The sequence below is a fragment of the Arthrobacter sp. DMZ02-1R genome (assembly GCF_057747935.1).
The window spans coordinates 4268504-4293681 of sequence record NZ_CM173230.1; the positions used below are offsets into that span (position 1 = coordinate 4268504).

The 25178-nt window shown below is 65.0% G+C and carries 20 protein-coding genes; 8 read left to right on the plus strand and 12 right to left on the minus strand.

All coding sequences use genetic code 11. The features are described from left to right. Nucleotides 1–88 precede the first annotated feature (88 nt). The 6 genes from ppc to AC3ANQ_RS20325 all read right to left on the minus strand — a co-directional run bounded on the left by ppc (nt 89) and on the right by AC3ANQ_RS20325 (nt 9057). Nucleotides 89–2887, minus strand: coding sequence for a phosphoenolpyruvate carboxylase (ppc, locus tag AC3ANQ_RS20300; protein WP_488302696.1), 2799 nt, complete (start codon nt 2885–2887; stop codon nt 89–91). A gap of 165 nt (nt 2888–3052) precedes the next feature. After that, nucleotides 3053–4222, minus strand: a complete 1170-nt coding sequence (locus AC3ANQ_RS20305) for a hypothetical protein (protein WP_488302697.1) — start codon at nt 4220–4222, stop codon at nt 3053–3055. Beyond that, nucleotides 4219–5496 (minus strand): glycosyltransferase family 2 protein, encoded by a 1278-nt coding sequence (locus tag AC3ANQ_RS20310; RefSeq protein WP_488302698.1) that lies wholly within the window; start codon nt 5494–5496, stop codon nt 4219–4221. Before AC3ANQ_RS20310 ends, AC3ANQ_RS20305 begins: the two co-directional genes overlap by 4 nt. After that, entirely contained in the window at nt 5497–6402 is a 906-nt protein-coding gene (locus AC3ANQ_RS20315) for an ATP-grasp domain-containing protein (RefSeq protein WP_488302699.1), read from the minus strand. It abuts the gene before it with no gap. Further along, nucleotides 6402–7316 (minus strand): PIG-L deacetylase family protein, encoded by a 915-nt coding sequence (locus AC3ANQ_RS20320; RefSeq protein WP_488302700.1) that lies wholly within the window; start codon nt 7314–7316, stop codon nt 6402–6404. Before AC3ANQ_RS20320 ends, AC3ANQ_RS20315 begins: the two co-directional genes overlap by 1 nt. A 121-nt stretch (nt 7317–7437) precedes the next feature. Further along, nucleotides 7438–9057 carry a zf-HC2 domain-containing protein gene (locus AC3ANQ_RS20325; RefSeq protein WP_488302701.1) on the minus strand — a complete coding sequence of 540 codons (1620 nt, stop codon included), beginning with the start codon at nt 9055–9057 and terminating at the stop codon, nt 7438–7440. A gap of 223 nt (nt 9058–9280) precedes the next feature. Here AC3ANQ_RS20325 and AC3ANQ_RS20330 point away from each other — a divergent pair, with 223 nt between their 5' ends. The 3 genes from AC3ANQ_RS20330 (at nt 9281) to AC3ANQ_RS20340 (ending at nt 13981) form a co-directional block, all read left to right on the plus strand. Next, nucleotides 9281–10603, plus strand: coding sequence for an Ig-like domain-containing protein (locus AC3ANQ_RS20330; protein ID WP_488302702.1), 1323 nt, complete (start codon nt 9281–9283; stop codon nt 10601–10603). Between the two features lie 278 nt (nt 10604–10881). Continuing rightward, nucleotides 10882–11718 (plus strand): DUF1684 domain-containing protein, encoded by an 837-nt coding sequence (locus AC3ANQ_RS20335; RefSeq protein WP_488302703.1) that lies wholly within the window; start codon nt 10882–10884, stop codon nt 11716–11718. Between the two features lie 163 nt (nt 11719–11881). Then, entirely contained in the window at nt 11882–13981 is a 2100-nt protein-coding gene (locus AC3ANQ_RS20340) for a DUF6807 family protein (RefSeq protein ID WP_488302704.1), read from the plus strand. Nucleotides 13982–14033: 52 nt separating this feature from the next. On the opposite strand, the gene AC3ANQ_RS20345 is transcribed toward AC3ANQ_RS20340, so the two are convergent. The 3 genes from AC3ANQ_RS20345 to AC3ANQ_RS20355 are packed head-to-tail and all read right to left on the minus strand — an operon-like array spanning nt 14034 to nt 17253. Next, nucleotides 14034–14873: a sugar phosphate isomerase/epimerase family protein gene (locus AC3ANQ_RS20345; protein WP_488302705.1), complete on the minus strand. Its 840-nt coding sequence runs from the start codon at nt 14871–14873 to the stop codon at nt 14034–14036. Further along, on the minus strand, nt 14870–16084 hold the full coding sequence (locus AC3ANQ_RS20350; protein ID WP_488302706.1) for a dihydrodipicolinate synthase family protein: 1215 nt from the start codon (nt 16082–16084) through the stop codon (nt 14870–14872). The genes AC3ANQ_RS20345 and AC3ANQ_RS20350 overlap by 4 nt, the downstream gene beginning before the upstream one ends. After that, nucleotides 16084–17253 carry a Gfo/Idh/MocA family protein gene (locus AC3ANQ_RS20355; protein ID WP_488302707.1) on the minus strand — a complete coding sequence of 390 codons (1170 nt, stop codon included), beginning with the start codon at nt 17251–17253 and terminating at the stop codon, nt 16084–16086. Before AC3ANQ_RS20355 ends, AC3ANQ_RS20350 begins: the two co-directional genes overlap by 1 nt. 170 nt (nt 17254–17423) lie before the next feature. Here AC3ANQ_RS20355 and AC3ANQ_RS20360 point away from each other — a divergent pair, with 170 nt between their 5' ends. The 3 genes from AC3ANQ_RS20360 (at nt 17424) to AC3ANQ_RS20370 (ending at nt 20520) form a co-directional block, all read left to right on the plus strand. Next, a complete protein-coding gene (locus AC3ANQ_RS20360; protein ID WP_488302708.1) occupies nt 17424–18509 on the plus strand; it encodes a LacI family DNA-binding transcriptional regulator in 1086 nt (361 codons plus the stop codon). Nucleotides 18510–18725: 216 nt separating this feature from the next. After that, nucleotides 18726–20120, plus strand: coding sequence for an MFS transporter (locus AC3ANQ_RS20365; RefSeq protein WP_488302709.1), 1395 nt, complete (start codon nt 18726–18728; stop codon nt 20118–20120). A 67-nt stretch (nt 20121–20187) separates the two neighbouring features. Next, nucleotides 20188–20520 (plus strand): L-rhamnose mutarotase, encoded by a 333-nt coding sequence (locus tag AC3ANQ_RS20370; RefSeq protein WP_488302710.1) that lies wholly within the window; start codon nt 20188–20190, stop codon nt 20518–20520. Between the two features lie 133 nt (nt 20521–20653). Here the strand turns inward: AC3ANQ_RS20370 and AC3ANQ_RS20375 are convergent, their stop codons facing one another. Next, complete coding sequence (locus AC3ANQ_RS20375; protein WP_488302711.1) at nt 20654–21916, minus strand: acyl-CoA dehydrogenase family protein; 1263 nt, start codon at nt 21914–21916, stop codon at nt 20654–20656. Beyond that, a complete protein-coding gene (locus AC3ANQ_RS20380; RefSeq protein ID WP_488302712.1) occupies nt 21913–22704 on the minus strand; it encodes an SDR family NAD(P)-dependent oxidoreductase in 792 nt (263 codons plus the stop codon). The genes AC3ANQ_RS20375 and AC3ANQ_RS20380 overlap by 4 nt, the downstream gene beginning before the upstream one ends. A gap of 111 nt (nt 22705–22815) precedes the next feature. On the opposite strand from AC3ANQ_RS20380, the gene AC3ANQ_RS20385 reads away from it, so the two are divergent. After that, nucleotides 22816–23985, plus strand: a complete 1170-nt coding sequence (locus tag AC3ANQ_RS20385) for a glycoside hydrolase family 76 protein (protein ID WP_488302713.1) — start codon at nt 22816–22818, stop codon at nt 23983–23985. 37 nt (nt 23986–24022) lie between these two features. Further along, nucleotides 24023–24532 (plus strand): hypothetical protein, encoded by a 510-nt coding sequence (locus AC3ANQ_RS20390; RefSeq protein WP_488302714.1) that lies wholly within the window; start codon nt 24023–24025, stop codon nt 24530–24532. Nucleotides 24533–24540: 8 nt separating this feature from the next. On the opposite strand, the gene AC3ANQ_RS20395 is transcribed toward AC3ANQ_RS20390, so the two are convergent. Further along, nucleotides 24541–25143: a YdeI/OmpD-associated family protein gene (locus tag AC3ANQ_RS20395; protein ID WP_488302715.1), complete on the minus strand. Its 603-nt coding sequence runs from the start codon at nt 25141–25143 to the stop codon at nt 24541–24543. Nucleotides 25144–25178: the final 35 nt, after the last annotated feature.

The following is a 25178-nucleotide window of genomic DNA, read 5'->3' on the forward strand; positions in this document are numbered from 1 at the left end:
CCAAACGGCGGCACCCTCCTGCAGATGATCTGCAGGAGGGTGCCCGAAAGCGCCCACATAAGCGAGCGAGCGTCGGGGAAGGGACCGGCTAGCCGGTGTTGCGGAGGCCGGCGGCGACACCGTTGACGGTGATGAGCATGGCCCGCTGGAGGCGTTCGTCGATCTCGGCGCCGGAAATGGAGGCTTCGCGGACGCGGCGCAACAACTCCACCTGCAGGTAGCTGATGGGGTCGAGGTACTGGTCGCGGATTTCGAGGGAGCGCCTAAGTGTCGGCTGGGCTTCCAGGAGCTCGGTCTCGCCGCTCAGGAGCTCCACCTCGGCAACCGTGAGATCGTACTCAGCGCGGATCGCCTTGAAGAGGTGGTGCAGCTCTTCCGGAACCAAGGAGGACACATAGTGCCCCGCGATGTCCATATCCGTCTTGGCCAGCGTCATCTCCACGTTGGAGATCACGGACTGGAAGAAGTGCCAACGCTCCATCATCTCCGCGAGCTCGGCCGTGTTGCCTGCCTCGCGGGCGGCCTTGAGGCCGGATCCCACGCCGAACCAGCCTGGCACGATCTGCCGCGACTGCGTCCAACCGAAGACCCACGGGATGGCCCGAAGACCACCCAGTCCTGCCCCGGAATCGGGGCGCTTGGAGGGCCGCGAGCCTATGTTCAGGGATCCGAGCTGCTCCACCGGCGTCGAGGCCAGGAAGTACGCGGGCAGGTCCGGATCGTCAATCAGTGTCCGGTACTGGGCAAACGCGGCATCGGAAATGATTTCCATGACCTGGCCGTAGCGTTCGCGCTCGTCGTCGGAGGTGCGCGGGGTGCGGTGCAGCGCGGAACCCTGCATCACGGCGGCCAGGGAGAGTTCCAGGTTTTCGCGGGCTAGCTCCGGCAGGGAGTACTTGTCCGAGATGACTTCGCCTTGCTCGGTGAACTTGATGGCCCCTTCGAGCACGCCGTTCGGCTGGGCCATGATGGCGTCGTAAGTGGGTCCGCCGCCACGGCCCACAGAACCGCCGCGGCCATGGAACAACCGGACGTTCACGCCGTGTTTGGCGGCGACGTCGCGCAACTTGCGCTGGGTTTTGTGGATCTCCCACTGGCTGGTCATCACGCCGGACTCCTTGTTGGAGTCCGAGTAGCCGAGCATGATCTCCTGGACATCCCCACGCAGCCGGACGAGCTCGCGATAAGAGGGATCCGAGAGCAGCAGGTCCACGATTTCGGCCGAGGCACGCAGCTCTTCCACGGTTTCCAGGAGCGGGGCGAAGCCGATCTTGGCGTAGGGAGCCGCGCCGAAGAGGTCGATCAGCCCGGCTTCGCGGGCCAGCACCGCGGCGGCCAGGACGTCGTCCGCGCCGCGCGTCATGGAGATGATGTAGGTTTCGACGACGTCCGGCCCGTAAGTCTGGAGGGCGTGGCGGATGCTGCGGAAGACGTCGTAGGTGCGGTCGCCGTCGCCGTCGAGCTTGATGGGGTGGCCGGAGAGCGGGCGGCGCGAAGCCAGCTCCGCGCTCAGCCGCTCGAAGCGTTCTGCGCGGCTCAACTCCCCGTAGGGAGTGCCGACGCCGAGCCTATCCACCAGCTGCCCGACGGCGTCGTGGTGGTAGTCGGCATGCTCACGGATGTCGAGGGTCGCCAGGTGCAGCCCGAAGGAGGCGATCGCGCGGCGGACACGGGCCAGGGCGCCGTCGGCTACGAGCGCAGCCGAGTGCTTGCGCAGCGAGGCTTCCAACAGCTCGAGTTCGGCCAACAGCTCCGAGGTTGAGGCGTAGTCGCGGCCGGCTTCGTGGTAATTGGACGCAGTGACGCGGCGGCCGGTATTGATGAGCTTGGCCTTGATGCACGTCAGTTTGAGGCGGTACGGCTCCTGCGCGTTCAGCTCAAGGATGCGCTTGTCCAAGCCAGGCAGGTTCTTGAGGTCGACGGCGATCGAGTCCAGGAGGTCTTCTTCGGCACCCACCAATGCGGTGGAGTTGGAGAGGACTGAAATAAGTTCGTCGATCATCGAGATGCAGATCCGCACGGCATGCTGGTTCTGAAGCTGCAGGATTTCGCGGGTGACGGAGGCGGTGACGTTCGGGTTGCCGTCGCGGTCTCCGCCGATCCAGGAACCGAAGCGGATGGGGGCGTTCTGCGCGGGCAGGATCACGCCGTGCTCGCCCAGCAGTTCGGTAAGGTCCGTGAGCATTTCCGGCATGGCGTCGGTCAGGATGCTGCTCAGGTAGTAGATGGCGTTACGGGCCTCGTCCACCGGGGTGGGACGGACTTGGCGCAGTTCGTCCGTCTGCCACATCTGGTCGATGATCTCGGCGAGCTGGCGGTCCTGGCGACGGCGGGCAGCCGTGCCCTCAAGGGTGGACTCGGCCAGCACGTCCGAGAGCTTGCGGATCTTGTCCAGCACCGAACGGCGGGAAGCCTCGGTGGGGTGCGCAGTGAAAATGGGGCGAACGTCCAGCTCATTGACAACGTCCTGCAGGGCCTGGGTTCCCGCCTCATCTGCGATCTCGGCCACGGCTTTGGCCAACCAGCCGTCCTTTTCCTGGCGTGTGCGCAGTCCGCGGACGCGGTGCACTTGCTCGGCGGCGTTGGCGAGGTGGAAATAGAAGGCGAAGGCGCGGACCAGCTCAGTGGCTTCCTCAAGCGGCAATGAGGCGAGCAGCTCCCGGACCTGGGCGACGACGTCATGCGCGCTCCACGGGCCGGTGGCGTCAGCCCCGCCCCGGGCGGCTTCCTTGGATTCCTTGGTGAGCAGACGCACCTGCTCCACAAGCTGCAGCAGCTCCGGGCCGTGCTGGCGGACCAGCGATTCTCCGAGAAGTGTGGAGACGCGGCGGACATCGGCCCGGAGTTCCGCGGCAAGGTCGGTGCTGAGGTGTGCAGTGTCAACCATGAAAAATACCTTCTGGCGTTGGGTGTGGCCCGTACACTGCGCTGGATACTGTGAGCCGGATTACTAATATTCCTAGGGAATCTTACCCGCAGCCGCTCCGGCGTTGGCAATCGGTCTCAAATGTTGTCGCCCCTCAACTCGGCGAGCGCAACTGGCGACTCAACCTCACCGTGCCCACGCCCGGCGGAGCGCGTCCCAATGCCCGTCACGCAAGAGGCTGGCGGGTGTGACCGAAACCGATGCCGCACCGCCGTCGGCCGCGAGACGCAGGGTCCGCTCCAGCTGGTCCGGAGAGATGGAGCCATCCCCGGACCACAGTCCGATAGACAAGGAATACCGTGTCCCGGCGCGCTGCCGCAGCGCTTTGACGAGCTCTTCCGTCCCTGGTGACCGCTCGTTGTTGAGGCCTACGTACTCCCACACATGGATCCGGTCCAGTTGCTCCAACAGCAGGTCATAGTTCTGGCCACTGTCCGCGCGGTCCGCACTGGCAGACGCGCTCGGAGAACGGACGTCCATGTCCAGGTCCACTCCAAAAGGTTCGACGGCGGAGCGGACTTTGCGCACGATGTCCGCCATCGCGTGCGTGCGCCAAGTGGTCACGTCCGCGGCGGCAGTGTCTATGGCTCCGTCCGCGCCGCGGGGCCAATCGCTCCGGTGCATGGCTGATGTGAAGTCCTGCAGATCGTCCGCGCCGAAGGTGTATTCGTCGAACATGAGCTCGGTCAGGTTGACGGCGGTGGGCCGGTAACTCTTGGCAACAGCCGCCGCCAACTCCGCCAGCCGGGTACCTGCAACGCCGGTCCGAAGCGAAGAAAGACTGGCGAAGCTGCCCGAAGCCTTGCCCGCGGGGTTGCGGCCAGCCAAGGAAGGATCGGCAGTGATGGCTTTGTCCAGCAGGACGTCGATGGTGAGGATGACGTCCCTCTTCTGCCGTGTGCCGGATTGCTGGAGGTAGCGGGATTGTTGGGCGGTGCCGGAATGCTGGAGCGGTCCCGGCTGCTGCAGCGCCGCGATCGATTCGGCCACAAAATCGCGGCCGGTCCGTTTGACCTCGGCGGACGCGGATTCCGGATGTGCTTCCCAAGGAAAGGCGGTCCAATCGGTCCGCCCGACGGCAATGGACACGGCCGTGGCCTGCACCTGGTCGAGCCGCCCACCTAACTGCTTCAGGTGGGCCGGGTCCTCTGCCGCCACGTCTTCGAAGCCGAGGTTGACCATCCGTTCGGCGGGTCGGGGCTGCCCTTCCGTGGCGCAAGCGCCCAGGAGGACGGTTGTGGCGACGAGGCCGGCGAGCGCTGCAGGCCGTGCGAGTTCCACCGAAAAGCCGCTCAAGCGCGGGACATTTCGGGAGAGTCGATGCAGGAGGCACGCACCGACACCACGCCGGTGCGTTGAAGCTTGTTCCACCGTGCAGGGCTTCCCCTGAGTTCCTTGCCCACGGCACTGGCTAACGCCAGCCCTACAAAGACCGAGTAGAGCGGCCACAACGGCAAGGTCCACACATATCGCAGATCGCGCCAGGAACGGTTCAGGCCAAGGGAGATGACAATCAGCGCCAAGGAAACGAAGAGTCCCAGCCAACCTAGGATGGCGAGCACCTCGCCCGGCACCGGACCATGGCCAACCAGATACAAATAGGGCAGCACCGCCAGTACCAGGAGCTGCAGGATCGGGATGATCACCATGGTGACGGTGTTGAACACCAGGAACGCTCCGAAGGACCCGTAGCGGAGGTTTCCCACCATGCGGAAGTGAATCCGGAGGGTCTGCAGGAGTCCCCGGGACCATCGGACCCTTTGCCTCCACAGCCCGCGGACGGTGGATGGAGACTCGGCATAGACCAAGGCCTTGGGCTGGAAACAAACCCGGTAGCCGGCCTTATAGACACGCCACGTCAGCTCGAGGTCTTCGCCGAGCGAGTCTTCGTGGAATCCACCCACGCTCTGGACCAAGTCACGACGGAAGGCCCCCATGTTGCCGGACACGATGGGCAGGCAATGCAGGAGGGACAATGCCCTGCGCACAAGTCCTGTCCCCACGTGGCTCAGGACGGCAAGCATGCGGGTCTGTACACGGTCCAGGTTCACCGGCCTGTCGTCGCCGCACACTGCACCGACATCCGGGTGGTCGAAAGCCTTGAGCATGTGCAGAAGGGTGTCCGGTGCGAAGATCCCGTCGGCATCGACAAACATCAGGATGTCGCCGTGGGACAAGGCGATCCCGCGGTTTAACGCCGCGCCCTTCCCGGCGTTGGCCTGCGTGACCGAGCGGACCCTGTCATGCTTGGCAGCGAGAGCGGCCATGATGGCAGCCGTCTCGTCGGTGGAACCGTCATCCACCAGAATCACTTCAAACCTGCGGTACTGGCCGGCCAGGATGGACTCCACGCACTTGGTGATCACAACGGCCTCGTTATAGCCCGGGACGATCACAGACACGAGCGGTTTCTGGTCGAGCATGATCAGCGAGTCCGTGGAAGGCCGATCGCTGTAGCGCCAATTGAAAAACATTGCCAGTGGAACATAGGCGATCTTGACTGCTCCGAAGCCTAGGATGATGAGGCCGCTGATCCGGACGAACTCCAGCAGAAACTCAAGAAAGGTCACTCAGACCATCCCGGCAATCGCGCTGTCGCGCAACTTGCGCAGGACTCCATCAACCAGTTCCGGAGCCTGCGCGCTGTTGGCTCCGAATCTGGCGTTCACCTCAAGGATCACCGGGGTACTGTTCGGCATCCGCCGGATGTCGACGTCGGCGGGTCCGGTCAGTCCCAGGACCCCGACGGCGGCAACAGCGAGGGCTGCAACATCGCCGTCTGCCTGGGGTTCCACCCTTTTGACCGAGACGGCGTTGCCGACGCGTCCCTCCTTGAGCTCGGTCTTTTCAAGAACCACCACGACGTCGTCCGGGTCCCTGTCCGGCCCGTGCCGCAAAACGACCGGCGCGTACTCGGTACCGGGTGCGAAACGCTGAACGATCAGTGAGCGGTCCAGCTCGTCCCAAGGTCCGGCGTCGGGAGCGTGTTCAATAAGCTGCACTCCCCTGCCACCGCGCGAAATGCGCGGCTTGATCACTATTGAACCGCCCAAGCGGTCCATGGCGTCCTGTGCCGAGACGAAATCCACAGGGAGCCCGAATTCCGGAACGCTGATTCCGGCAGCCTTGAGCGCGGTCATGGTCAGGTATTTGTCATTCGCCGTGTGGACCGCCAAGCGCGGAGCGATCAACACCTCGACCCCGGCGCCGAACAGGGCCCGGGCTTCGGACACCTGGGGAAGTTCGTCGCTTACCGTAGGCACCACGAGGTCGACACCCCGTTTCGCCGCCAAATGGCACAGGGTTTGCACGTAGTCCGGGGAGCTGGCCGCGGGCACTACAAGCGTGTCGCTCGCCAAACCCGGGCGGACCGCTTCCATGTCCACACCCAGGACATAGTGTCCGCGTTCCATCAATTGCTTTGCCAGCGAGGACCCGGCCGGCCCGCCGACGCCGGTCACCAGAATCCTGGCCATCAGAATTCCCCCACCGCTGAGCCGAGCAGGCGCACAGGCTCAAAACCCTCGGCATAGGAGGTCTTGACCTGGGAGCCGCGGAAGGCCGCGAGACTGCGGACCCGTTCTGCGCTCATATATGGTTTGCCCTTCTGGTTCCGGTGCATGGCCACCGCATGGATCTTGACGTCCACGTAACCTTCGATATCCACGAACACGCTCGGGTTGAAATGCCGGGTGGACGACGGACTTTCAAAACACAGGATGGAGGAATGCTGGCGGGCCGCCCGCATGGTGGCGGCATGGACGGCTTGGTGGTCCTGGTGGTAGTCGTTCCCCGAATGGGTAATGACAACATCCGGCCGGAACGTGCTCATCAGGTTTTCGATGACCTGGACCATTTCCTGCCCGTGATCGGACAGGCTCGTGTCCCGGAAGTCATGGACCTGAACCTCGGAAGCCCCCATAAAATCCGAGCCCGTGGCCGCCTCCGCCACCCGGACCGCACTGTCGCCGCCCCTGCCCCCGGTGCTCATCACCACGGTCCGTACCTCATGGCCTGCGTCCACAAGTTTCGCCAGGGTCGCTCCGCACGCCAATTCCAGGTCATCCGGGTGCGCACCGATCGCCAGGACCTTCCTGCGCTGCGCCGCCAGGGAGTGGTCGATCCGCAGGGTCGGGGCCACCAGCGCACCAATCACCACCCCGGTTCCCGCCAGGAGAACCACCACCTGCAACCACGCCTGCTGGTCCGGGAAGAGGCAGCACAACACCAAAGCCGCGATCATCCCGACGCCGAGAGCCGCCGTCGTTCTCCTCAAACGGTGAGGTGTCCTGAACTTGCGGATGAACCACTGCTGGCCCGCCGGAACCATCGCCCAATACACCGCGGCCGCGCCGACAAACACAGCAACGGCGAACAACGTTGCCTTCATTTCTCCCCTAAAACATGCTTAGTGCCTACTACCCGCCTTCGGGCACTGCCGATGAATGAGTGAGCCGGATGGGCACTTCATGACGCCGCGGGCGTGGGGAATTTCCCGACGAGTGCGTCCATCAGAAGTCGTAGTGGAAGGTGTTCGCTTCAATCCCTGTTCCACTCAAGCCATACGTCAAGGTGTGGCTATGCCAGTAGTGCGGGATGGCGACGTTGAAGGTGAACTTCAATTCGCCAGGCTGCACCGAATTCGTGGCGCAACTGATGCTGGAAGGATCCAACGGCTTCGGCGAGCAAGTCCAACCCGCGGGCGCGGTAACGGAACTGCTCGAAATTGAGCCACGCCTGTTGACCGAAAAGTCGGCGGTGGCCTTCCCGAGTCCACTCCCGGGCGACAGGGTGAAGATTGGTTCCAGTGTTGCGGTGGTGGGGTCTGCACCCGAATCTGTCCGGCTCGCGGTGCCGCTGACTTTAGCTCGATTCGGCGTGAGCGTCGGCGAGGGGGTCGGCGTCGGCGCCGGGGTTGAGGTTCGCGACGGCGTCGGGGTTGAGGTTCGCGACGGCGCCGGGGTCGACGTCGGCACAGAAGTGGGCGCGGGCGTGGCGGACCGCGCGGGCACTGGCGCTGGAGCCGGTAACGCAAAGGTGGGCTCAGCGATCACCGGCGGCTCTGGAACGCTCGGCCACGCCGGAAGCAGCGGCGGCTCTGGCGACGCAGAGACGACGGGAGCGGGCGCCTGGGGCTGTGCCGGCGTCGACGTCGGCCGAGGCGGCTGGGTGGTTCGTACCTCGGCATCCTGATACGCCCTCGGTGCCGGCTGGCCGGTCAGGACCTCTACGATGCCGAGCGCGCCCACCACCAGCCCCACCGCGAGCGCGGCCAAAATCGACATCACCACGGGCTGCGAGATCCCGGCGACCCCGGAAGCCGCGGGGACCGCTGGCAGGTGGCCCACAACTCCCAGCCCTGAGGCTTTCCCTCCCCAGGCGGCCAATGGGACACCTGTGGCCAAGGGCAGGAGCACGGCCCGCATGGTTCCCTGGACGTCCTTGAGGTCCAGCAGCACCGCCGTGCATTTGGCGCAGCCATCAAGATGGTCCCGTACTTTCGCCTCGGCCGATTTGGACAGACCACCGCGCACATAGGAGCCCAACTGGGAGACGAATTCCGTGCAGGCGCCCTGCGGGGTCTCGCTGACATGCATCTGGAGATACTGGCGCCGCAGCCCTTCCCGCGCCCGCACGCCAAGCGCGGAGACGGCGTTGGGCGAGAGCCCCAGGATGGGAGCGACGGCGGCGGGTTTCATCCGTTCCACGTCCAAGTACCACAATGCCGCCTGCCACCGTTCCGGTAACGAGCGGAAGGCGCGGGCCACCGTTTGTGATTCGAAGGCCTGGATGGCGGGATCGTCCGGTGTCATTTTGTGGTCAAGGACTGTCTCATCGCTGGTTGGCAGCGTGCGGCCGGCTTTCCGGTTCTTGTGGTGGGAAAGCCGGGTCACCGCCGACAACAAGTACGCACGGAAGAAGTTTTCGGGCCCTTTGCCCGCCACCAGGCTCTGCAGAACGGACTGGAATGCTTCAGCAACAACGTCGTCGGCGTCGCTGAGGTTGTCAACGTTCCTGCGAGCCACAGTGGAGGCGATGGAGACGTGCCGAGCGTACAGCCCGTCATAGGCATCCAGGTCCCCGCTACGGACCATGGCGATGAGTTGACCGTCGCTAGCAGCGTCGGCCATTGAAGAGGTAGTACTAGGAGCCATTAACGGCTTCCCCAAAAGCGTAGAAATTCCTGACCATATACACACAGTGGCCGGAGCCCGCCAGTCATGACGCGGTTTTGGGATCTATTTTTCGGGGGATTTCCGGTCCACGGGGATCCATCCGCCCGCCGTCACGAATGGGTAGCCCGTTCCACTGAACCTTCAGCGACCCAATCCAGGGGGAATCGAAAGGACTCGCATGAGGAACCACATCCATCACAAGAACGCGGCCAAGAATACGGAGCTTCCCAGGGCTTTGCCCGCAGCTTCGCCAGCGGCGCTGCTGGCGGCTTTGCTCGGAGCCTTGCTCGGCGCCGTCGGGCTCTTTTGGCCTGTCCAGGCGGCCCAAGCCGGCGTGGTTCCGAACGCGATAACCTCCGTCAGCACCACGTCGACCGTTGGCGACCAATGGTCGCAGGTGGATTTCACGTGCCGGTGGGCGGTCCCGGATGGGTCCCAGCCGGGCGACACCTTCACCCTGCAGCTTCCACCGCAATTGCGTTGGTTCGGTTCAACCGACTTCGACCTGAAGAACCCTGCAGGGGAGACCGTAGCCACAGCCCATGCATCCGACTCCGGGCTGGTTGTCTTCACACTGGGCAGCTTCGTCGCTTCGCACCAGGGAATCGGGGGCACCTGCAGTTTCAGCACCCTCTACACGGAGAAACCGACGTCGGGAGGGACAACCCAGCTTGATTTCCAGGTTGGCTCCACGGTTATCCGGGTTCCCGTGACTATCGGCCAGCCGTGCCAACAAGATTGCGCTCCCAAACCACCCGCCACCCCCGAAAAGGGCATGTGGTGGTCGGATACGGCCCAGACGGAATTGAAGTCCGTCTTCCACTTGCCGGCGACTACCTTGCCAACCAGCGACGTCACCATCACCGACACGCCTGGGCCGGGCACCCAGATCGATTGCAGCCAAATCGTTCCGCGCGTGGGCACGGCCTTGGACCAGGACGGCAACATTGCAACTCCGAGCGATGAGGCCGCCTATCCTGCCGTGATCGCGTGCACGCCCTCGCTGTTGACTGTCACGTGGACGGGCCTGCCGAAGGGTGAACTGGTGCAACTCTTTGTCGTCACAAAGGTCACCGACGGAACCCTTGATGCCTACACAAACTCGGGCCACGTCACCATCGCGGGGAAGGACACGCCCGTGATGGTTGAAGTCCGCCGAACCAGCGCCACTGGAACGGGGAATGGATCTGCGGTGCCCTCGCCGACGCCCACCGTTGCCAGCCCCACACCCACCAACGACGGGGCCACCGAGCAAGCGACTCCCCCGGCCACCGAAACTCCGGCCACCGAGACTCCGACCACCGGAACTCCTGCTCCGAGCACCGCTCCGGTGGCCAGCCCGCCCGAAACACCGGCCCAGCCCCAGTCAACAGCCGCGCCACTGGCATACACCGGCGCTGGGGGCATGGCCGTCATCCCGCTGGCGGTCCTGCTCCTGGCCGCCGGAACGGTGCTTGCCTTGCTTGGGATGAGGAGATCAGCGAAGCGACGGGCCCACTGAGCCTGCCCACGCTCGCGTCCTTGCCCGCACCCAACTGACCAGCAGTTGTTGTCGTTATCAGGGCTGTAAACGACAGCAACTGCGTGGGCCCACGCCGCCAGGGTTCCCTGGCCGTGGGGCCCCGCCGGCGAGGGTCCCTGCCTGAGCTTGCGAAGGCTGGGAGCCGGCGGGGACTTGCGAGGCGAGGGTGGCGGTGGGGACCAGTTGGGTTCCGGGAATGGCGGCGGCAGGTGCATGGTTAATCCAACGACCACACCGCCTGAGCCGCTGGAGGAACCATGAGCACAACAGCCCCCGCAACCGATGCCCAGCTGGAACGCTGGCAGCGTTTCCGCAACGGCCGCAACGCCGCCCTCGCGGCGGAACACGGCTGGCTGACGCTCACGTCCTTCCAGTGGCTCGAATCCGCGCCCGCCGCCGTCGAACTCGTCCCGGGGCTCTGGTCAAATGACGGTGCGACGGCGACCCTCACCGCGAGCGCGGCCGATGGACTCACGCTCGTGGAGACGGGAGCTCCCGTGGACGGCACGATTTCGGCTACCCTCCAGGATGAGGAATCACTCATGTGGGTGCAGTTCGGCGGCGCGGACGGAACCCAGGTGGTGGTTGAACTCGCCATGCGCGCAGACAAGTACGCCGTCCGGACCAGGGACGACTCCTCGCCCGTACTAACGGAATTCGAGGCCGTTCCCACCTACGAATACAACCCGGACTGGGTGCTTGAGGGTCGTTTCGAGGCCTACCCGGAGCCCGTTGATGTGCCGATCGGGACGGCCAACCCCTTGGTGGACGGCGTGCACCGCTCCGTGGGCGAGATCGTCTTCCGGGCGCCGGGCCTTCCCCACGAGATCCGCCTGCATGCTGAAGCTGAGAAGCTCGGCGCCCTCAACGTGACGTTCCACGACGAAACGAACGGCAACACCACGGACGAATGGCGCAAGCTGGCCGTCTCACGCCCCCGGCACGATGGTTCGGTGGTGCTCGACTTCAACCGCGCCATCAACTATCCCAGCGCCTTTACGCCGTATGGCACGTGCCCCATGCCGGTGGCAGGAAACTCAATCGACGTGGCGGTCGAGGCAGGCGAGAAATTGCCGACCGGGCGGATCGTCTAGACATAGTCACCTAAAAACAGTCGCCTGAATACAGTCGCCTGAAGCGATGGCGTTACATCTCCCATATGACAAGGTACACTCTTCTTGGAAAGCGCTTACCAAGCGCTTCTGAAACGACACCGCCGTCAGCAACCCCGCCCCCCGGGGACAGATGAGGAGAGCCATGGGCACCCTGTCCACGCCCGTCCCGGCAGTACACAAACAGCCCCGCCATGAGCCCAGCAGGGTGGCCCTCGTGGGGGTCCACGGCTTCGGCGCGCACCACCTGCAGAACCTCGAAAGACTCCAGGCCAACGGCGTCGTCCGCCTTGTTGCCGTAGCAGATCCGAATCCACCTACCCCCGGCGCGCTCCCGCCCGGAACTGCTGTGTTCAGCAACTTGGACGAACTGCTGGCGGGAACCCGAGCACTAGACCTGGTCATTGTGGCCACCCCCATCCAGACGCACGCGCAACTCGCACTCACAACGCTCCCCTACGCCGATTTGTACCTGGAGAAGCCTCCAGTCGCTTCACTCGCCGATTTCAATCGGCTGCAGGAAGCCGCCACCATGGCCGGCCGAAACGTCCAGGTCGGCTTCCAAAGTCTCGGATCCCGGGGCCTCCAGGCGATCGATGACCTGCTCGCGGCGGGAGAGATCGGCACCCTCCTGGGCATCGCGGCCACCGGGCTTTGGGTGCGTGACCGCGCCTATTACAAGCGCTCACGATGGGCAGGAAAACGCAGCCTGGACGGGATCGACGTCGTGGACGGGGTGGCAACCAACCCCCTGGCACACGCCATCGCCACCGCGCTGAGGATCGCCGGGGCGCGGACGGTAGACGATCTTGCCTCCGTGGAAACGGACCTGTACCGCGCCAATGACATCGAATCCGATGACACCTCCGTGATCCGCATCCGCACCGCCGCGGGCTTGCCCATCACGTGTGCGCTCACGCTGTGCGCCGCCGAATCCGTGGAGCCCTACATCACCCTGCAGGGCAGCGAAGGCACCGCAGTATTCCACTACACCGAGGACCGCCTCAGTGTCAGCTCCGCCGCCGGAGAACGCGAAACCGTATACAGCCGGATGGACCTCACGGAGGACCTGCTGGAGCATCGTCGCCAGCAGCGCTCCCCGCAGGGCCTGGCACCCGCGGCGCCGCTGATCAGCCCGCTCGCGGACAGCGGCGCCTTCATGCGGGTGCTGGAAGCCATCCGCACGGCAGAATCTCCGGCGCTGATCCCTGAGCGGCATGTCGTCTGGGAGGGCGAGGGCGAAGCCGCCCGCGCGGTGATCGCCGGAATCGAAGATGCGCTGGCACGAGCGACGGCGGCGCACGCCACCTTCAGCGAACTCGGCTTGCCGTGGGCGCGGCCTGCCGCCGTCGACGTCGAAAGGCCGCTACTGAGCCTGCCCGACGGCGAGGAGCCGGGCGCCTCTGTGATTGAAACCGGCCAGGGCGCCCCCGTCGTGTTGGCAACGGTACAGAGCGGCGCCGGCCTTGCCGTGCGGCTTTCGCCGCGGCCTTACCTACACCCGGTCCGCTCACTCGCTGGAGTCAAGGTCACCGACCATCTGCCGGCCGATCACCCTTGGCATCTTGGCGCGGGATTCGCCTTGCAGGATGTGAACGGCACCAATTTCTGGGGCGGCAAAACGTACACCCGCGCTGCGGGCCGCTACGAAGAGCGGCAGGACCATGGCCGCATCATCGAACTGTCTGCAACGTCCGGTCCGGGCCTCCTGGAGCAGGAATTGAGCTGGCAGGCACCGGACGGCACTCAGCTCCTCCGGGAACACCGAACCACGCGCTCCCGGCTGATTGACCCCCGCACGTGGCAACTGGACTTGGCAACAGAACTGACCGCCGTCGTCGACTCCTCGTTGGGCAGCCCTGGCTCAAACGGTGCCCTCGGGAGCGGCTACGGCGGCTTCTTCTGGCGCCTGCCTGCGTGCGCCGGGGCTGAAGTCTTCACGGCGGATAGGCACGGCGAACCGGATGTCCACGGCTCGTTGGCGCCGTGGCTGGCCTGGACAGCGGACTTCCCTGAGGGCCCCGCCAGCATGGTGTTCGCGGCTCCGGCCGATGCCCCGGATCCTTGGTTCGTCCGGATGGCGGATTACCCCGCAGTGGGTTCGGCCCTGGCCTGGGACCGGCCGGTGGAGCTTGCCGCGGGCGAATCCTTGGTCCGCTCCTTGACGGTGTGGATCGTCGACGCCAAGCTGGCGCCGGCCGAGGTTGCCGAGCTGATAGCCGCCTGGGGTTCCGCCGCACAATAGACGCGCAAGAAGGCGGGGGCACGCATGTGCCCCCGCCTGTTTGCGCCGGTGTTTACGCGCACGGGAGCACGAGCTCCGCGTAGCGCTGCTTCATGGTTTCCAGGACCGCGTCGCCGTCGGCGTCCCAGATGTCCTGGTTGAAGATTTCCACCTCGATGTCGCCCGTGTAGCCGGCGTCCCTCACCCAGGTGCCGATCGTCGCGAAGTCGATGACGCCGTCGCCCATCATGCCGCGGGAAAGCAGCGCGTCGGCGGCGATGGGGAGGTTGAAGTCGCACACTTGGTAGGACGCTATCCGCTGTTCCCGGCCGGCCCGCTGAATCTGCTGCTTCAGTTCCGGATCCCACCAGACGTGGAAGGTGTCGACGGCGACGCCGACGGCCCTTGCGTCATAGGGTGCGGCGAGGTCGAGTGCCTGGCCGAGCGTCGAGATGAGGGCCCGGTCCGCCGCGTACATCGGGTGCAGCGGCTCGAGCACCAGCCGGACCCCATGCTCGACGGCGAAGGGCACCAGGTCCTCGAGGCGATCGGCCACGCGCCGGCGGGCTGCGACGACGTCCTTCTCCCCCGGAGCCAGGCCGCCGACCACCAGGAACAGCTCCTGCGTATCCAGCGCCACGGCTTCAAGGATGGCGGCCCGGTTGTCCGCCAGCGCGGCCGCCTGCCCCGCGGCGTCGGCCGCCGTGAGGAAACCGCCCCGGCAGAGGGACGATACGCGCAGTCCGGCGTCTTTGATCAGCTTTGCGGCCTTGTCCAGGCCGGTATCGGCGACGATGTCGCGCCACGGACCGATCGCCGGAATGCCGGCACGAACGCAACCGTCCACGGCTTCGGCGAGCGTCCATTTTTTGGTGGTGGCGCTGTTCAGCGACAATCTCGAAAAGTCGCTCATGCGCCCACTCCGTTGATGCGGAGGTAGTCGGACATCCGGAAGGCGGCCAACGCGGGATCGCGCAGGAGTCCGGCCTGGTCGGCGAGTTCGAATGTGCGGGCCAGGTGGACCACGGAGCGGCCGGAATGCAGCCCGCCGACCATCTGGAATCCGGGCTGTTTGCCGTTGAGCCAGGACATGAAGGCGATCCCGGTCTTGTAGTAGAACGTCGGGGCGCTGAAGATGTGCTTGCCGAGATCGCGGGTGGAGTCCAGGATGGCGCGCGCACCCGCAGGGTCGCCGGCGTCGTACTTCTGCAACGCCACGGAAGCGGCAGGGTAGATCGCGGCGAAGATGCCCAGCAGCGCGTCCGAGTGGTGGGTGCCGTCGCCGTCGATCAGATCCGGGTAGTTGAAATCGTCTCCGGTGTAGAGGCGGACGCCCTCGGGAAGAGCTGCGCGCAGGGCAACTTCATGGCTGGCGTCGAGCAGCGAGACCTTGACCCCGTCCACTTTGTCCGCGTGACCGCGGATCAGGCTGAGGAACGTTTCCGTTGCCTCCGTGACGTCGTCCGAGCCCCAATAGCCGGCCAGTGCGGGGTCGAACATGGTCCCGAGCCAATGCAGGATGACCGGCTGGTCCACTTCGCTGAGGAGGGTGGAGTAGACGTGCAGGTAGTCATCCGGGCTCGTTGCCACTTCGGCCAGCGCCCGCGACGCCATGATGATGACCTTCGGCCCGGCTTCGCTCACGACGGCGATCTGCTCGCGGTACGCGTCCAGCACGGCCTTGATCCCGGCGGGACCCTCCGGAACAGAGTCGAGGTCCAACTGGTCCGTTCCGGCGCCGCAAGAGGCGAGGTCTTGGACGGTCTTCCCGGCGGTGGCTGCGTTGCCGGATGCCACCACGGAGGCCGCTTCGACCCCGGTGCGCTTGATGAGCTGCTGCGTGGCAACCCAGTCCAGGCCCATGCCGCGCTGGGCGGTGTCCATTGCATCGGCAACCCCCAGCCCATAGGACCACAGCTCATGGCGATACGCCATCGTGGCGTCCCAGTCCAAGTGCGCAGGGGCGCCCGGAGTGTTGTCGGCGGTTGCTTCGGGAATGACGTGCGCCGCTGCGTAGGCGCGCCGGGACGTCAACGGCGCCGCCGGCCTGGCCCACGAGGTGGCTGGCTGCAGCGCGTAGTGGCGGGTCCCGCCGTCGTGGTTTGGAAGAAGGAGGGAAGTCATCAGAGCACGATTTCCGGGATGTCGATGGTACGGCGCTCGGCCGAGGACTGCAGCCCGAGTTCGGCGAGCTGCACGCCGCGGGCGGCGGAGAGCAGGCCGAAACGGTGCTCGCGGCCGGCGACGACGTCGCGCAGGAATTCTTCCCATTGGAGCTTGAAGCCGTTATCCAGATCGGCATTCGCGGGGACTTCCAGCCACTGGCTGCGGAAAGATTCGGTGACCGGCAGGTCCGGGTTCCAGACCGGCTTGGGCGTGTGGGCGCGCTGCTGCGCAACGCACTTGTTCAAGCCCGCGACGGCGGAGCCATGCGTGCCGTCGATCTGGAACTCCACGAGTTCGTCGCGGTAGACGCGGACAGCCCAGGAAGAGTTGATCTGCCCGACGACGTCGTCCCCGCCCGGGGTCTCGAGCTCGAAGATGCCATAGGAGGCGTCGTCGGCCGTGGCGTTGTATTCCTTGCCGGCCTCGTCCCAGCGGGTCGGGATGTGGGTGGCGGTCTTGGCGTTGACGCTCTTGACCTTGCCGATGATTCCTTCCAGGACGTAGTTCCAGTGGCAGAACATGTCCGTTGTCATGCCGCCGCCGTCCTCCTTGCGGTAGTTCCAGGACGGGCGCTGCGCTGCCTGGACGTCACCTTCAAAGACCCAGTAACCGAATTCGCCGCGGATCGAGAGGATCCGGCCGAAGAAACCCTCATCCACGAGGCGGCGCAGCTTCACCAGCCCCGGCAGGTAGAGCTTGTCGTGCACCACGCCCGCTGTCACTCCGGATTCCTTGCCGATCCGGGCCAGCTCGATCGCTTCTTCCAGCGTCTCCGCCGTCGGCTTTTCAGTGAAAATGTGCTTCCCGGCGCGCATGGCCTTCTTCAGCGTCGCGGCGCGAAGGCTGGTCATCGACGCATCGAATACGACGTCGACAGTGGGGTCATTGATGACTGCGTCGAGGTCGGTGGACCACTCGGAGACTTTGTGGAGTTCGGCCAATTCGCGGATCTTCGCCTCGTTGCGGCCCACCAGGATCGGCTCAACCTGAACCTTGGTGCCGTCCGCCAGGGTGAAGCCCCCGGCGTCGCGGATGGGAAGGATGGAGCGCAGCAGGTGCTGGCGGTAGCCCATCCGGCCGGTGATGCCGTTCATGGCGATCCGGATCGTCTTTGTTTCGTAGCCCATGAGTCCTTCTTCAAGTGGAAAGTAATGAGATGGGAAAGCGCATTCCCACTGCATTCATGATGACACGCAACTCCGGGTCTGGCAATCGCTTTCCCAAGTCCAGTTAGGACTGCAATAATCGGATGTTGCCGAAGACGCCTGAGGCTCGGCCTTTTGACGAGGAGTTGTCCGTGACTGCTAGCACGCTGTCCGAAGTGGCCAAACTGGCCGGAGTCTCCCCCGCTACCGCGTCCCGGGTACTCAATGGTTCTGCCAGGACGCCCGCACCGGAGATCGCCGAGCGCGTCCGGCAGGCGGCAGACACCCTTGGCTACATTGCGAATGCGCAGGCCCAGGCGCTGGCGAAATCCAGCACGGGGCTCATTGGCCTGATCGTGCACGACATCGCGGACCCCTATTTTTCCGCCATAGCGCAAGGCGTCCAGGCCGCAGCACGGCAGGAGCGCCGCATGGTGCTGCTCGCCACCACCAACGGCACACCCGCTGAGGAGAAGGATGCCGTCGCCGCCTTCGCTGCACGGCGGGCCGAGTCGATCGTCATCGCAGGATCGCGTTCGACACGCTCCGAAGACGCCCATGCGAACACCGAACTAGCCGCCGAATTGGACCGCTACTGCCGCAACGGCGGGCGGGTGGGCGTCGTCGGGAAACCGATTCTGGGCGTGGCCGAAACGGACAGCTACCGCACCATCACCGTCCCTAACGAGCAACTTGCGCGGGATCTGGCCCACGAATTGGCGGGCACCCACAAAGGGCCGTTCGTCATTGTGGCCGGGCCAGAGGGACTGGCCACTTCGGATGAGCGCGTGGTGGGATTCCAACGCGGATTGTCCGACGCCGGCCAGCCCGCCGCGGATGTTATGCACGTCGCGTTCAACCGGAACGGTGGCTTCGACGCCGGCATTGAGCTTGCCTGGCGGATCAAGGCGTCCGTCCAGTCTGCGCCGGAGCAGCGCTTGTGCATTTTCGCGACGAACGATGTCATGGCCATCGGGGTGGCGGCCGCATTGAGGGACCAAGGGCTCAAAGTCCCCCACGACGCCGGCCTCGCAGGGTTCGACGACATCGAATGGCTCCGAGACTTCCGGCCGGCGCTTTCCACTGTCCACCTTCCCCTTGAGGAGATCGGCAGGCTCGCCACTCTCGGAAGCTCCAACGAGCGGAAGACAGACAAGGAGCCCGGCCCCCGCTCCTCCGTCACCGGCAAAGTGATGCTGCGACGTAGCACCGAAACACCCCACTTGCCCCGAGGGTAGTTCCCGAAGCCCCGGCCGTTGTGACCGGCACAACAATTCAGCCTTGACAGCGGGGCCGCGCGGGTGTCTCATGGAAAGCGCTTACCAAATGGGAAAGCGCATACCAAGCGACAGTTCAGGCCAATTCTTGCGATGGCGCCCCCTTCGGACCGGAAGCCAAACCCAAAGACGGGAAGGAATCCGGTGGCCCAAACGACTTGTCCAAAGGAGGACAATATGAAGATCGACGCGAGTACACAGCGAAGTTCAGCCGGACCCCGCCCGTCCAGCACCTCGAAGAAGGCCGCGGCCAGCGGCTGGATCGGGAGCGCCCTCGAGTACTACGACTGGTTCATCTATGCGCAGGCTGCTGCATTGGTGTTTCCTGGCGTTTTCTTCCCCGCGGGAAATCCGACCGTGGCCCTTATCGCCTCGCTGGGCACCTATGCCGTGGGCTACGTTGCCCGCCCGATCGGCGCATTCGCCCTCGGGCAGTGGGGCGACAAGCACGGCCGTAAGAACGTTTTGGTCCTCGCCATGTTGATGATGGGCGCGTCGACCTTCGCCGTTGCATTGCTACCCACCTACGGCCAGGTCGGCCTCCTTGCACCCGTCCTGCTGGTTGCCGTCCGGCTCATCCAGGGCTTTGCTGTGGCGGGCGAACTGAGCGGCGCCAGCGCCATGATCGTGGAGCACGCGCCCTTCGGCCGCAGGGGCTTCTACGCAAGCTTCGCGCTCCAGGGCACACAGGCCGGCCAGATTATGGCAGCGGCGGTCTTCCTTCCACTCTCTGCCATGCTCTCTGATGAATCGTTCAAATCCTGGGGCTGGCGCATTCCGTTCCTCCTCAGCGCGCTCGTGGTGTTCGCCGGGTACATGATCCGTCGCCGGGTCGAAGAAACCCCCGTCTTCGTCGAGGAAAAGGCTCACCAAGAAATCGCGAAGGCGCCAATCGTCCGCGTATTGCGGGAAAACGGACTCAACGTGGTGCGGGCAATCTGCATGACCCTGGTGAACGTGGTCGGCGTCACCGTGGCAGTCTTCGGGGCGGCGTACGCCACCCAACCGGGTTACGGCGTCGGCATGAGCACGAGCGTCTATCTCTGGATCCCGGTCCTGGCCAACGTCGTCGCGCTGGCCCTAATCCCCTTGTTTGGCGACCTGTCGGACCGCTTCGGCCGCCGGCCCCTGATGATCTTCGGCTCACTGAGCTCCGGCGTGCTGGCCTACGCTTACCTGTTCGCCGTCAGTCAGAACAACGTCATACTCACCATCGTTCTCTCGATCCTCATGTGGGGAACCCTCTACCAGGTCTGGAATGCTACATTCGCCAGCTTCTTCCAGGAGCTCTTCCCTTCCCGCACCCGCGTCACCGGATTCGCGATCTCACAGAACATCGGCCTCGTCATCACCGCATTCCTGCCGAGCATCTTCACAGCGATCGCCCCGCCGGGATCCTCGAATGTACCGCTCGTCATCGGCTCCATCTGCTTCGGAATCACGATCATTGGAGCTGTTGCCGCCTGGTCCGCCCGGGAAACGTACCGTATCCCCCTCAACCAGCTGGGCACGCCGAACGCGACGCCGGTTCCCCGCGAGGAATACAGCCGGCTCCGAAGCAGCACCCGGTAAGCTGCGCGATTATGACGGCGATTCGCGGTGTTTGAATGAAACGATTCATAGAAGGAGAAGAACCCACATGCGCGTATGCTTCCGTTCCTCGGTCAAACCCAGCCAAATTCCCGAATATCGACGCCGACACGCGGCCGTGTGGCCGGAGATGCTCCGTGAACTCAAGGCGGCCGGCTGGAACAATTACTCGTTGTTCTTGGCCTACGACGGGCTGCTGGTGGGATACGTGGAATGCGACGATTTCGGCGCGGCGCGTGCCCGCATGGCCTTGACTGATGTGAATGCCCGCTGGCAGGCCGAAATGGCAATGCTGTTCGAAGACGACGCACGGGCGCCGGACCAAGGCTTCGTCCAACTCAAGGAAATCTTCAATCTCGAGGACCAGTTGACCGGGGGCTGAGGCCTCAGCCACAGTCCGGGGGTCTGACGCCTCGGGGATCACCGACCGGGGCTTGTTTCCCGTCGCCGCGCTACAAGCTCCGGCCTGGAAAACAAGCCCCGGAATGGCGCCCTGAGCCGTGGGTTCCGCCCCGTCAAACGATCGCGGAAACCCCAGTGACGGCCCGGCCCACAATGAGCGAGTTGATCTCGAACGAACCCTCGTAGGTGTAGATCGCTTCGGCATCGGCAAAGATCTTGGCCATCCGGTAATCAGTCACGATGCCGTTTCCGCCCAGGATGGACCGGCCCATCGCCACGGTTTCGCGCATCCGGGCGCTGCAGTACGACTTGGCCAGGGCCACCTGGGACATCTGGGCGCCGCCGTGCCGCACCCCGTTGCTGTCCGTGTAGACATCCTCCTGCAGCTGGGCAATCCGCACCATCATGCCCATGCTGGCCACGGCATTACCGAGCATGTCCACCAGTTGCTGCTGGATGAGCTGGAACTTTGCCAGCGGCCGGCCGAACTGCTGGCGTTCAAGCGCGTACTGCCGGGCGACGTCGAACGCCGCCAACTGCTGCCCCACGGCCTGCCAGGCCACCATGAGCCTGGATCCGCGCAGCAGGTGGTTGGTGTCGGCGAAACTGTTGATCCCGGCGAAGCGGTCTGCCTCGGCAATCCGGACGTCCTTGAGGACGATGTCGGCGTTTTGCACGGTGCGCAGGGCAATCTTGTTCTCGATCTTGGTGCGCGTCACGCCGGGAAGGGTGGCGTCCACGATGAAACCCCGGACGGCGCCGTCGGCCTCGTCCCGGGCCCAGACCAGCATGTGATCACAAAACGTCCCGTTGCCGATCCAGCGTTTGGCGCCGTTCAGCACCCAGTAGTCGCCGCCGTCGTCGGCTCCCCCGGCGACCCTGCGCGCCACCGTCTGCATGCCGCCGGCCACATCGGAACCGTGGTCCGGTTCGGTGAGCGCGAAAGCTCCGGTGGTCCGGAGGTTAGAGGCGTCGTCGAGGTACCGGTCCTGCTGGTCCTTGGAACCGAACTCGTAGAGGGCCTCGATGAAGAGATCGTGGTGGACCATGAAGAACGTGGCAATCGAGGTGTCCACCCGCGTCATCTCCGCAATCACCAGCCCGGCGAACAGGTTGCTGTAGCCGCGGTGCGTTGGGGTGCTCAGGCGAAGGGCCGCGAGCTTGGGCAGGATTTGCGCCGGGAACTCGGCCTTGTCCCACCAGTCCTTCGCGTAGGGCGCGATTTCCGTGGCCAGGAATTCCCGGAGCTCGTTGAGTTTGCGCTGTTCCTGGACGCTGAGAAGCGATTCGAAGTCGAAAAAATCCGCCGAAGGCAGGGAGGGCGGCAAACCTGCCGGATGTTCGACGGCGGCCGCCAACTTGTGCGCCTGGCTCATTTCGGTGCCATCCGGATGGCGCCGTCGAGGCGGATGGTTTCGCCGTTGAGCATGGCATTTTCGACGATGTGGGCCACAAGGTTGGCGTATTCGGCCGGACGGCCAAGACGGGCGGGGTGCGGTACTTGCTGGCCCAGGGAGAGCTGTGCGTCTTGGGGCAGGCCGGCCAGCATGGGGGTTTCGAAGATGCCCGGCGCAATAGCCATGACCCGGACCAGCGAGCGCGCGAGTTCACGGGCCAGGGGCAAGGTCATGGCGGCCACGGCTCCCTTGGACGCGGCATACGCGGGCTGACCGATCTGGCCGTCGAATGCCGCCACGGAGGCCGTGTTGATGATGACGCCGCGTTCCTCGCCGCCGAGCTCGGTGGACGCAGGCTCGTTCTGGGCCATCGCGGCAGCGGCAAGGCGGATGACGTTGAAGGTGCCTACGAGGTTGATCTGGATGACCCTGTTGAAGTTCTCCAGCGGCAGCACGCCGTCCTTGCCGAGCACCTTGCCTGGGGTTGCTACGCCAGCGCAGTTGACCAGGATCCGGAGCGGGCCCAGGGCGACTGCGGCGTCAACGGCGGCCTGCACTTGCTCTTCGTTGGTGACGTCGGCGGCGACGAACACAGCCCTACCGGCGGCGCCTGAGTCGTTGAGTTCGGCCGCGAAAGCCTCGCCAGGAGAAGAGTGGAGGTCAAGCAGCACAACCGATGCTCCGGCGTCGAGCAATCGCCTGGCGGTGGCGGCCCCAAGTCCCGAAGCCCCGCCGGTAATCAACGCAACTGCGCCTTTGATGTCCATCCATCCTCCTCGATGCAGAACCAAAATCCGTTAATGAATGTTAACTGAATCACTTTGATTGTGCACTGCGGAAGGGCCTGCGGCCAAGCGGGCCCGCGTTAGGCTGTCACCATGCCTGCCCCCGATGACTCCCCCGGTGCCTCCCGAACACCGGACTGGGCCACACGAGCCGACGACGCCGCACGTTCGGTCACCCGGCATTTCGGACGGCGCCTCCTCTTCCTTCCCGGCACGCACCTCGCCGCGTCGCTCCGGCCCTCCAACGGTTTCCCGAAGCCGTTCCAGCCGTGGAACTACTGGTGGCAGGCGCATTACGTCGATTGCCTCGTGGACACCGGCTTGCGCGAACTGACCTCGGGATCAAGGTTCGACGGCGGTGACCGGCCCAGCGCTGGCCGGCTCGCTTCACGCCTGGTCACCAGCATCCGGCTTCGCAACTCCCTGCGCTACGTGAACAGCTACTACGACGACATGGCATGGCTGGCCCTCGCAACGCTGCGCCTGGACGGCCTGGCCGAGAGGGCGCACAAACCCGGCCGCGGCCGCAACGCCCGGTTGCAGAAAAGCCTTTCCCCGCAGTTCGAGTCGGCCTCCACGGACGATCTGGGCGGCGGCACCTTCTGGAGCACCAAACGCGATTTCAAGAACACCCCCGCCACGGCACCGGTGGCCGTGTATTTCGCCCGGACCGGCAAGCCGCAGCGGTCCCAAAGCCTGCTGGACTGGCTCGACGCCACGCTCTTCGAACCCACCCGGGGACTGTACCTTGACGGCGCCCGGATCCAGGAGGGCAAGTTGGTCCTGGCGGAGGAGATCTACACCTACAACCAGGGCCCGGTGATCGGCGCCGTCCTGGAGCTGGGTGGAGCAGCGAACCTTGCACGGGCCGCTGCGCTGGTGGGCTCGGTGGCCGAACACATGACCGTCCCCGGGCCGGACACTCAGGGGAGGCTCGTTCTTCGCGGCGAAGGAACCGGCGACGGCGGACTCTTCACCGGGATCCTCGTCCGCTATCTGGCGCTCGCCGCGGAGGACATGCGTTTGCCTGCCACCACCCGGACCACCGCTCGCCAGCTAGTGCTCGATACCGCGGAGGCGCTGTGGGCGGGGCGGACTGTGCGCCCCGTGCGCCCGGACGAAGCCGACGACGGCGGCTGGCTCATCTTCTCGACGGAACCCCAGCGTCCAGCCGCCGAGACGTACCCGGCGGGCACCGCCGTCGAGCTCTCCACACAACTACAGGCGTGGATGGTGCTGGAAGCCGCGGCGCGAGTCCAATAACAGCCTGCCTGTCGGTGCCGCGGCTTAGGCTGGAGCTGTGAATCCGACCCCGAGTCCGTTTCCTGTCACAGTGGTCGCCCCGCCGCCGGAATGGTGGCAGATCCTTGGCGCGCTCAGCCCCCTCGCTGTCCTTGCTGAAGCGATCGTTGCCGCGATCGTAGGCCTCCTTTCCCTGCGGCAGAAGGCGCGGGCGGACGATAGGTCCGAATGGTGGCGCCGCGCTCAATGGGCGTTGGACGCGTCCCGGTCCCGGAGTCGTTCCGAGGCTGAAATGGGCCAGAAAGCCATCGAGCTTCTGGGCCAAAGCGAGCTCGCGTCGCGGGAGGAACTCGCGCTCCTCAAAGTCGGCACTGAAGACGCTATCCTGGCAGCTGCCAAGGCATCTGAAACCCGCACCCTCACCCCTTCGCAACGTCCCGAATCGGTGAGCCCCGAGGACCGCAAGGTGCAGATCGCCGCCGCCAAGGCCAGGGTCATGTTGGACCGGCGGCTCGGCGAGGATACCCCAGGCTGGATTGTTGCGCTGTCCCAGGAGAAGCCCGGGTAAAGTCCCGGCTATTCTGCCACGGCAGGCTTTTTCTTCTGCGGATACGGGGTCTCCTGCCTCGCCAGCATCTCCACGAAACCAGCGATCTTCCTGGCCCGAGTCTCTGCCCTCTTCACCGAGTTGGTGCGGTAGATCAGGGCATAGCGGTTCACCGACGTCAGTACATCGAACATCGCTTGGGCTTCGGGAACGGCGGCGATGGCGGCAGCGAGGTCCTCCGGGACTTCCGCGTCCGCTTGCCCCACGTACGCAGCCTCCCAGCGCCCGTCCGCTTTGGCGCTCTCGACGGCGGCCCATCCGGCCGGGGTCATCTTGCCCTCAGCTTCCAAACGCGCAATGTGTCCCACGTTCCGTTTGGACCATGGGCTTTTGGGGCCGCGGCGGGTCATGCGCTGGAAGACGCTTTCGTCGTCGCGCCTTCTGCCTTGGCCGTCGATCCAACCGAAACAGAGGCACTCATCCAGGGCAGCGGCGTAGTCCAGCTCCGTCACGTTGCCGCCCTTTTTGTGAAGTACCAGCCAGACGCCAGGGCTATCGGCGCCATTCTTTTCGAGCCAGGCCCGCCATTCGGCAGCGTCTTTGACGATCAGTTCTTCAAGTTCAACAGCCATGGCCCCATTCTGGTGCCAGCTAGGCTAAGACGAAA

Excerpts from the sequence above, each read along its gene's own strand:
- ppc (WP_488302696.1), bottom strand. The coding sequence starts at position 2,887 with ATGGTTGACACTGCACACCTCAGCACCGACCTTGCCGCGGAACTCCGG.
- AC3ANQ_RS20315 (WP_488302699.1), bottom strand. The coding sequence starts at position 6,402 with ATGGCCAGGATTCTGGTGACCGGCGTCGGCGGGCCGGCCGGGTCCTCG.
- AC3ANQ_RS20320 (WP_488302700.1), bottom strand. The coding sequence starts at position 7,316 with ATGAAGGCAACGTTGTTCGCCGTTGCTGTGTTTGTCGGCGCGGCCGCG.
- AC3ANQ_RS20325 (WP_488302701.1), bottom strand. The coding sequence starts at position 9,057 with ATGGCCGACGCTGCTAGCGACGGTCAACTCATCGCCATGGTCCGTAGC.
- AC3ANQ_RS20330 (WP_488302702.1), top strand. The coding sequence starts at position 9,281 with ATGAGGAACCACATCCATCACAAGAACGCGGCCAAGAATACGGAGCTT.
- AC3ANQ_RS20335 (WP_488302703.1), top strand. The coding sequence starts at position 10,882 with ATGAGCACAACAGCCCCCGCAACCGATGCCCAGCTGGAACGCTGGCAG.
- AC3ANQ_RS20340 (WP_488302704.1), top strand. The coding sequence starts at position 11,882 with ATGGGCACCCTGTCCACGCCCGTCCCGGCAGTACACAAACAGCCCCGC.
- AC3ANQ_RS20345 (WP_488302705.1), bottom strand. The coding sequence starts at position 14,873 with ATGAGCGACTTTTCGAGATTGTCGCTGAACAGCGCCACCACCAAAAAA.
- AC3ANQ_RS20350 (WP_488302706.1), bottom strand. The coding sequence starts at position 16,084 with ATGACTTCCCTCCTTCTTCCAAACCACGACGGCGGGACCCGCCACTAC.
- AC3ANQ_RS20355 (WP_488302707.1), bottom strand. The coding sequence starts at position 17,253 with ATGGGCTACGAAACAAAGACGATCCGGATCGCCATGAACGGCATCACC.
- AC3ANQ_RS20365 (WP_488302709.1), top strand. The coding sequence starts at position 18,726 with ATGAAGATCGACGCGAGTACACAGCGAAGTTCAGCCGGACCCCGCCCG.
- AC3ANQ_RS20370 (WP_488302710.1), top strand. The coding sequence starts at position 20,188 with ATGCGCGTATGCTTCCGTTCCTCGGTCAAACCCAGCCAAATTCCCGAA.
- AC3ANQ_RS20375 (WP_488302711.1), bottom strand. The coding sequence starts at position 21,916 with ATGAGCCAGGCGCACAAGTTGGCGGCCGCCGTCGAACATCCGGCAGGT.
- AC3ANQ_RS20380 (WP_488302712.1), bottom strand. The coding sequence starts at position 22,704 with ATGGACATCAAAGGCGCAGTTGCGTTGATTACCGGCGGGGCTTCGGGA.
- AC3ANQ_RS20385 (WP_488302713.1), top strand. The coding sequence starts at position 22,816 with ATGCCTGCCCCCGATGACTCCCCCGGTGCCTCCCGAACACCGGACTGG.
- AC3ANQ_RS20395 (WP_488302715.1), bottom strand. The coding sequence starts at position 25,143 with ATGGCTGTTGAACTTGAAGAACTGATCGTCAAAGACGCTGCCGAATGG.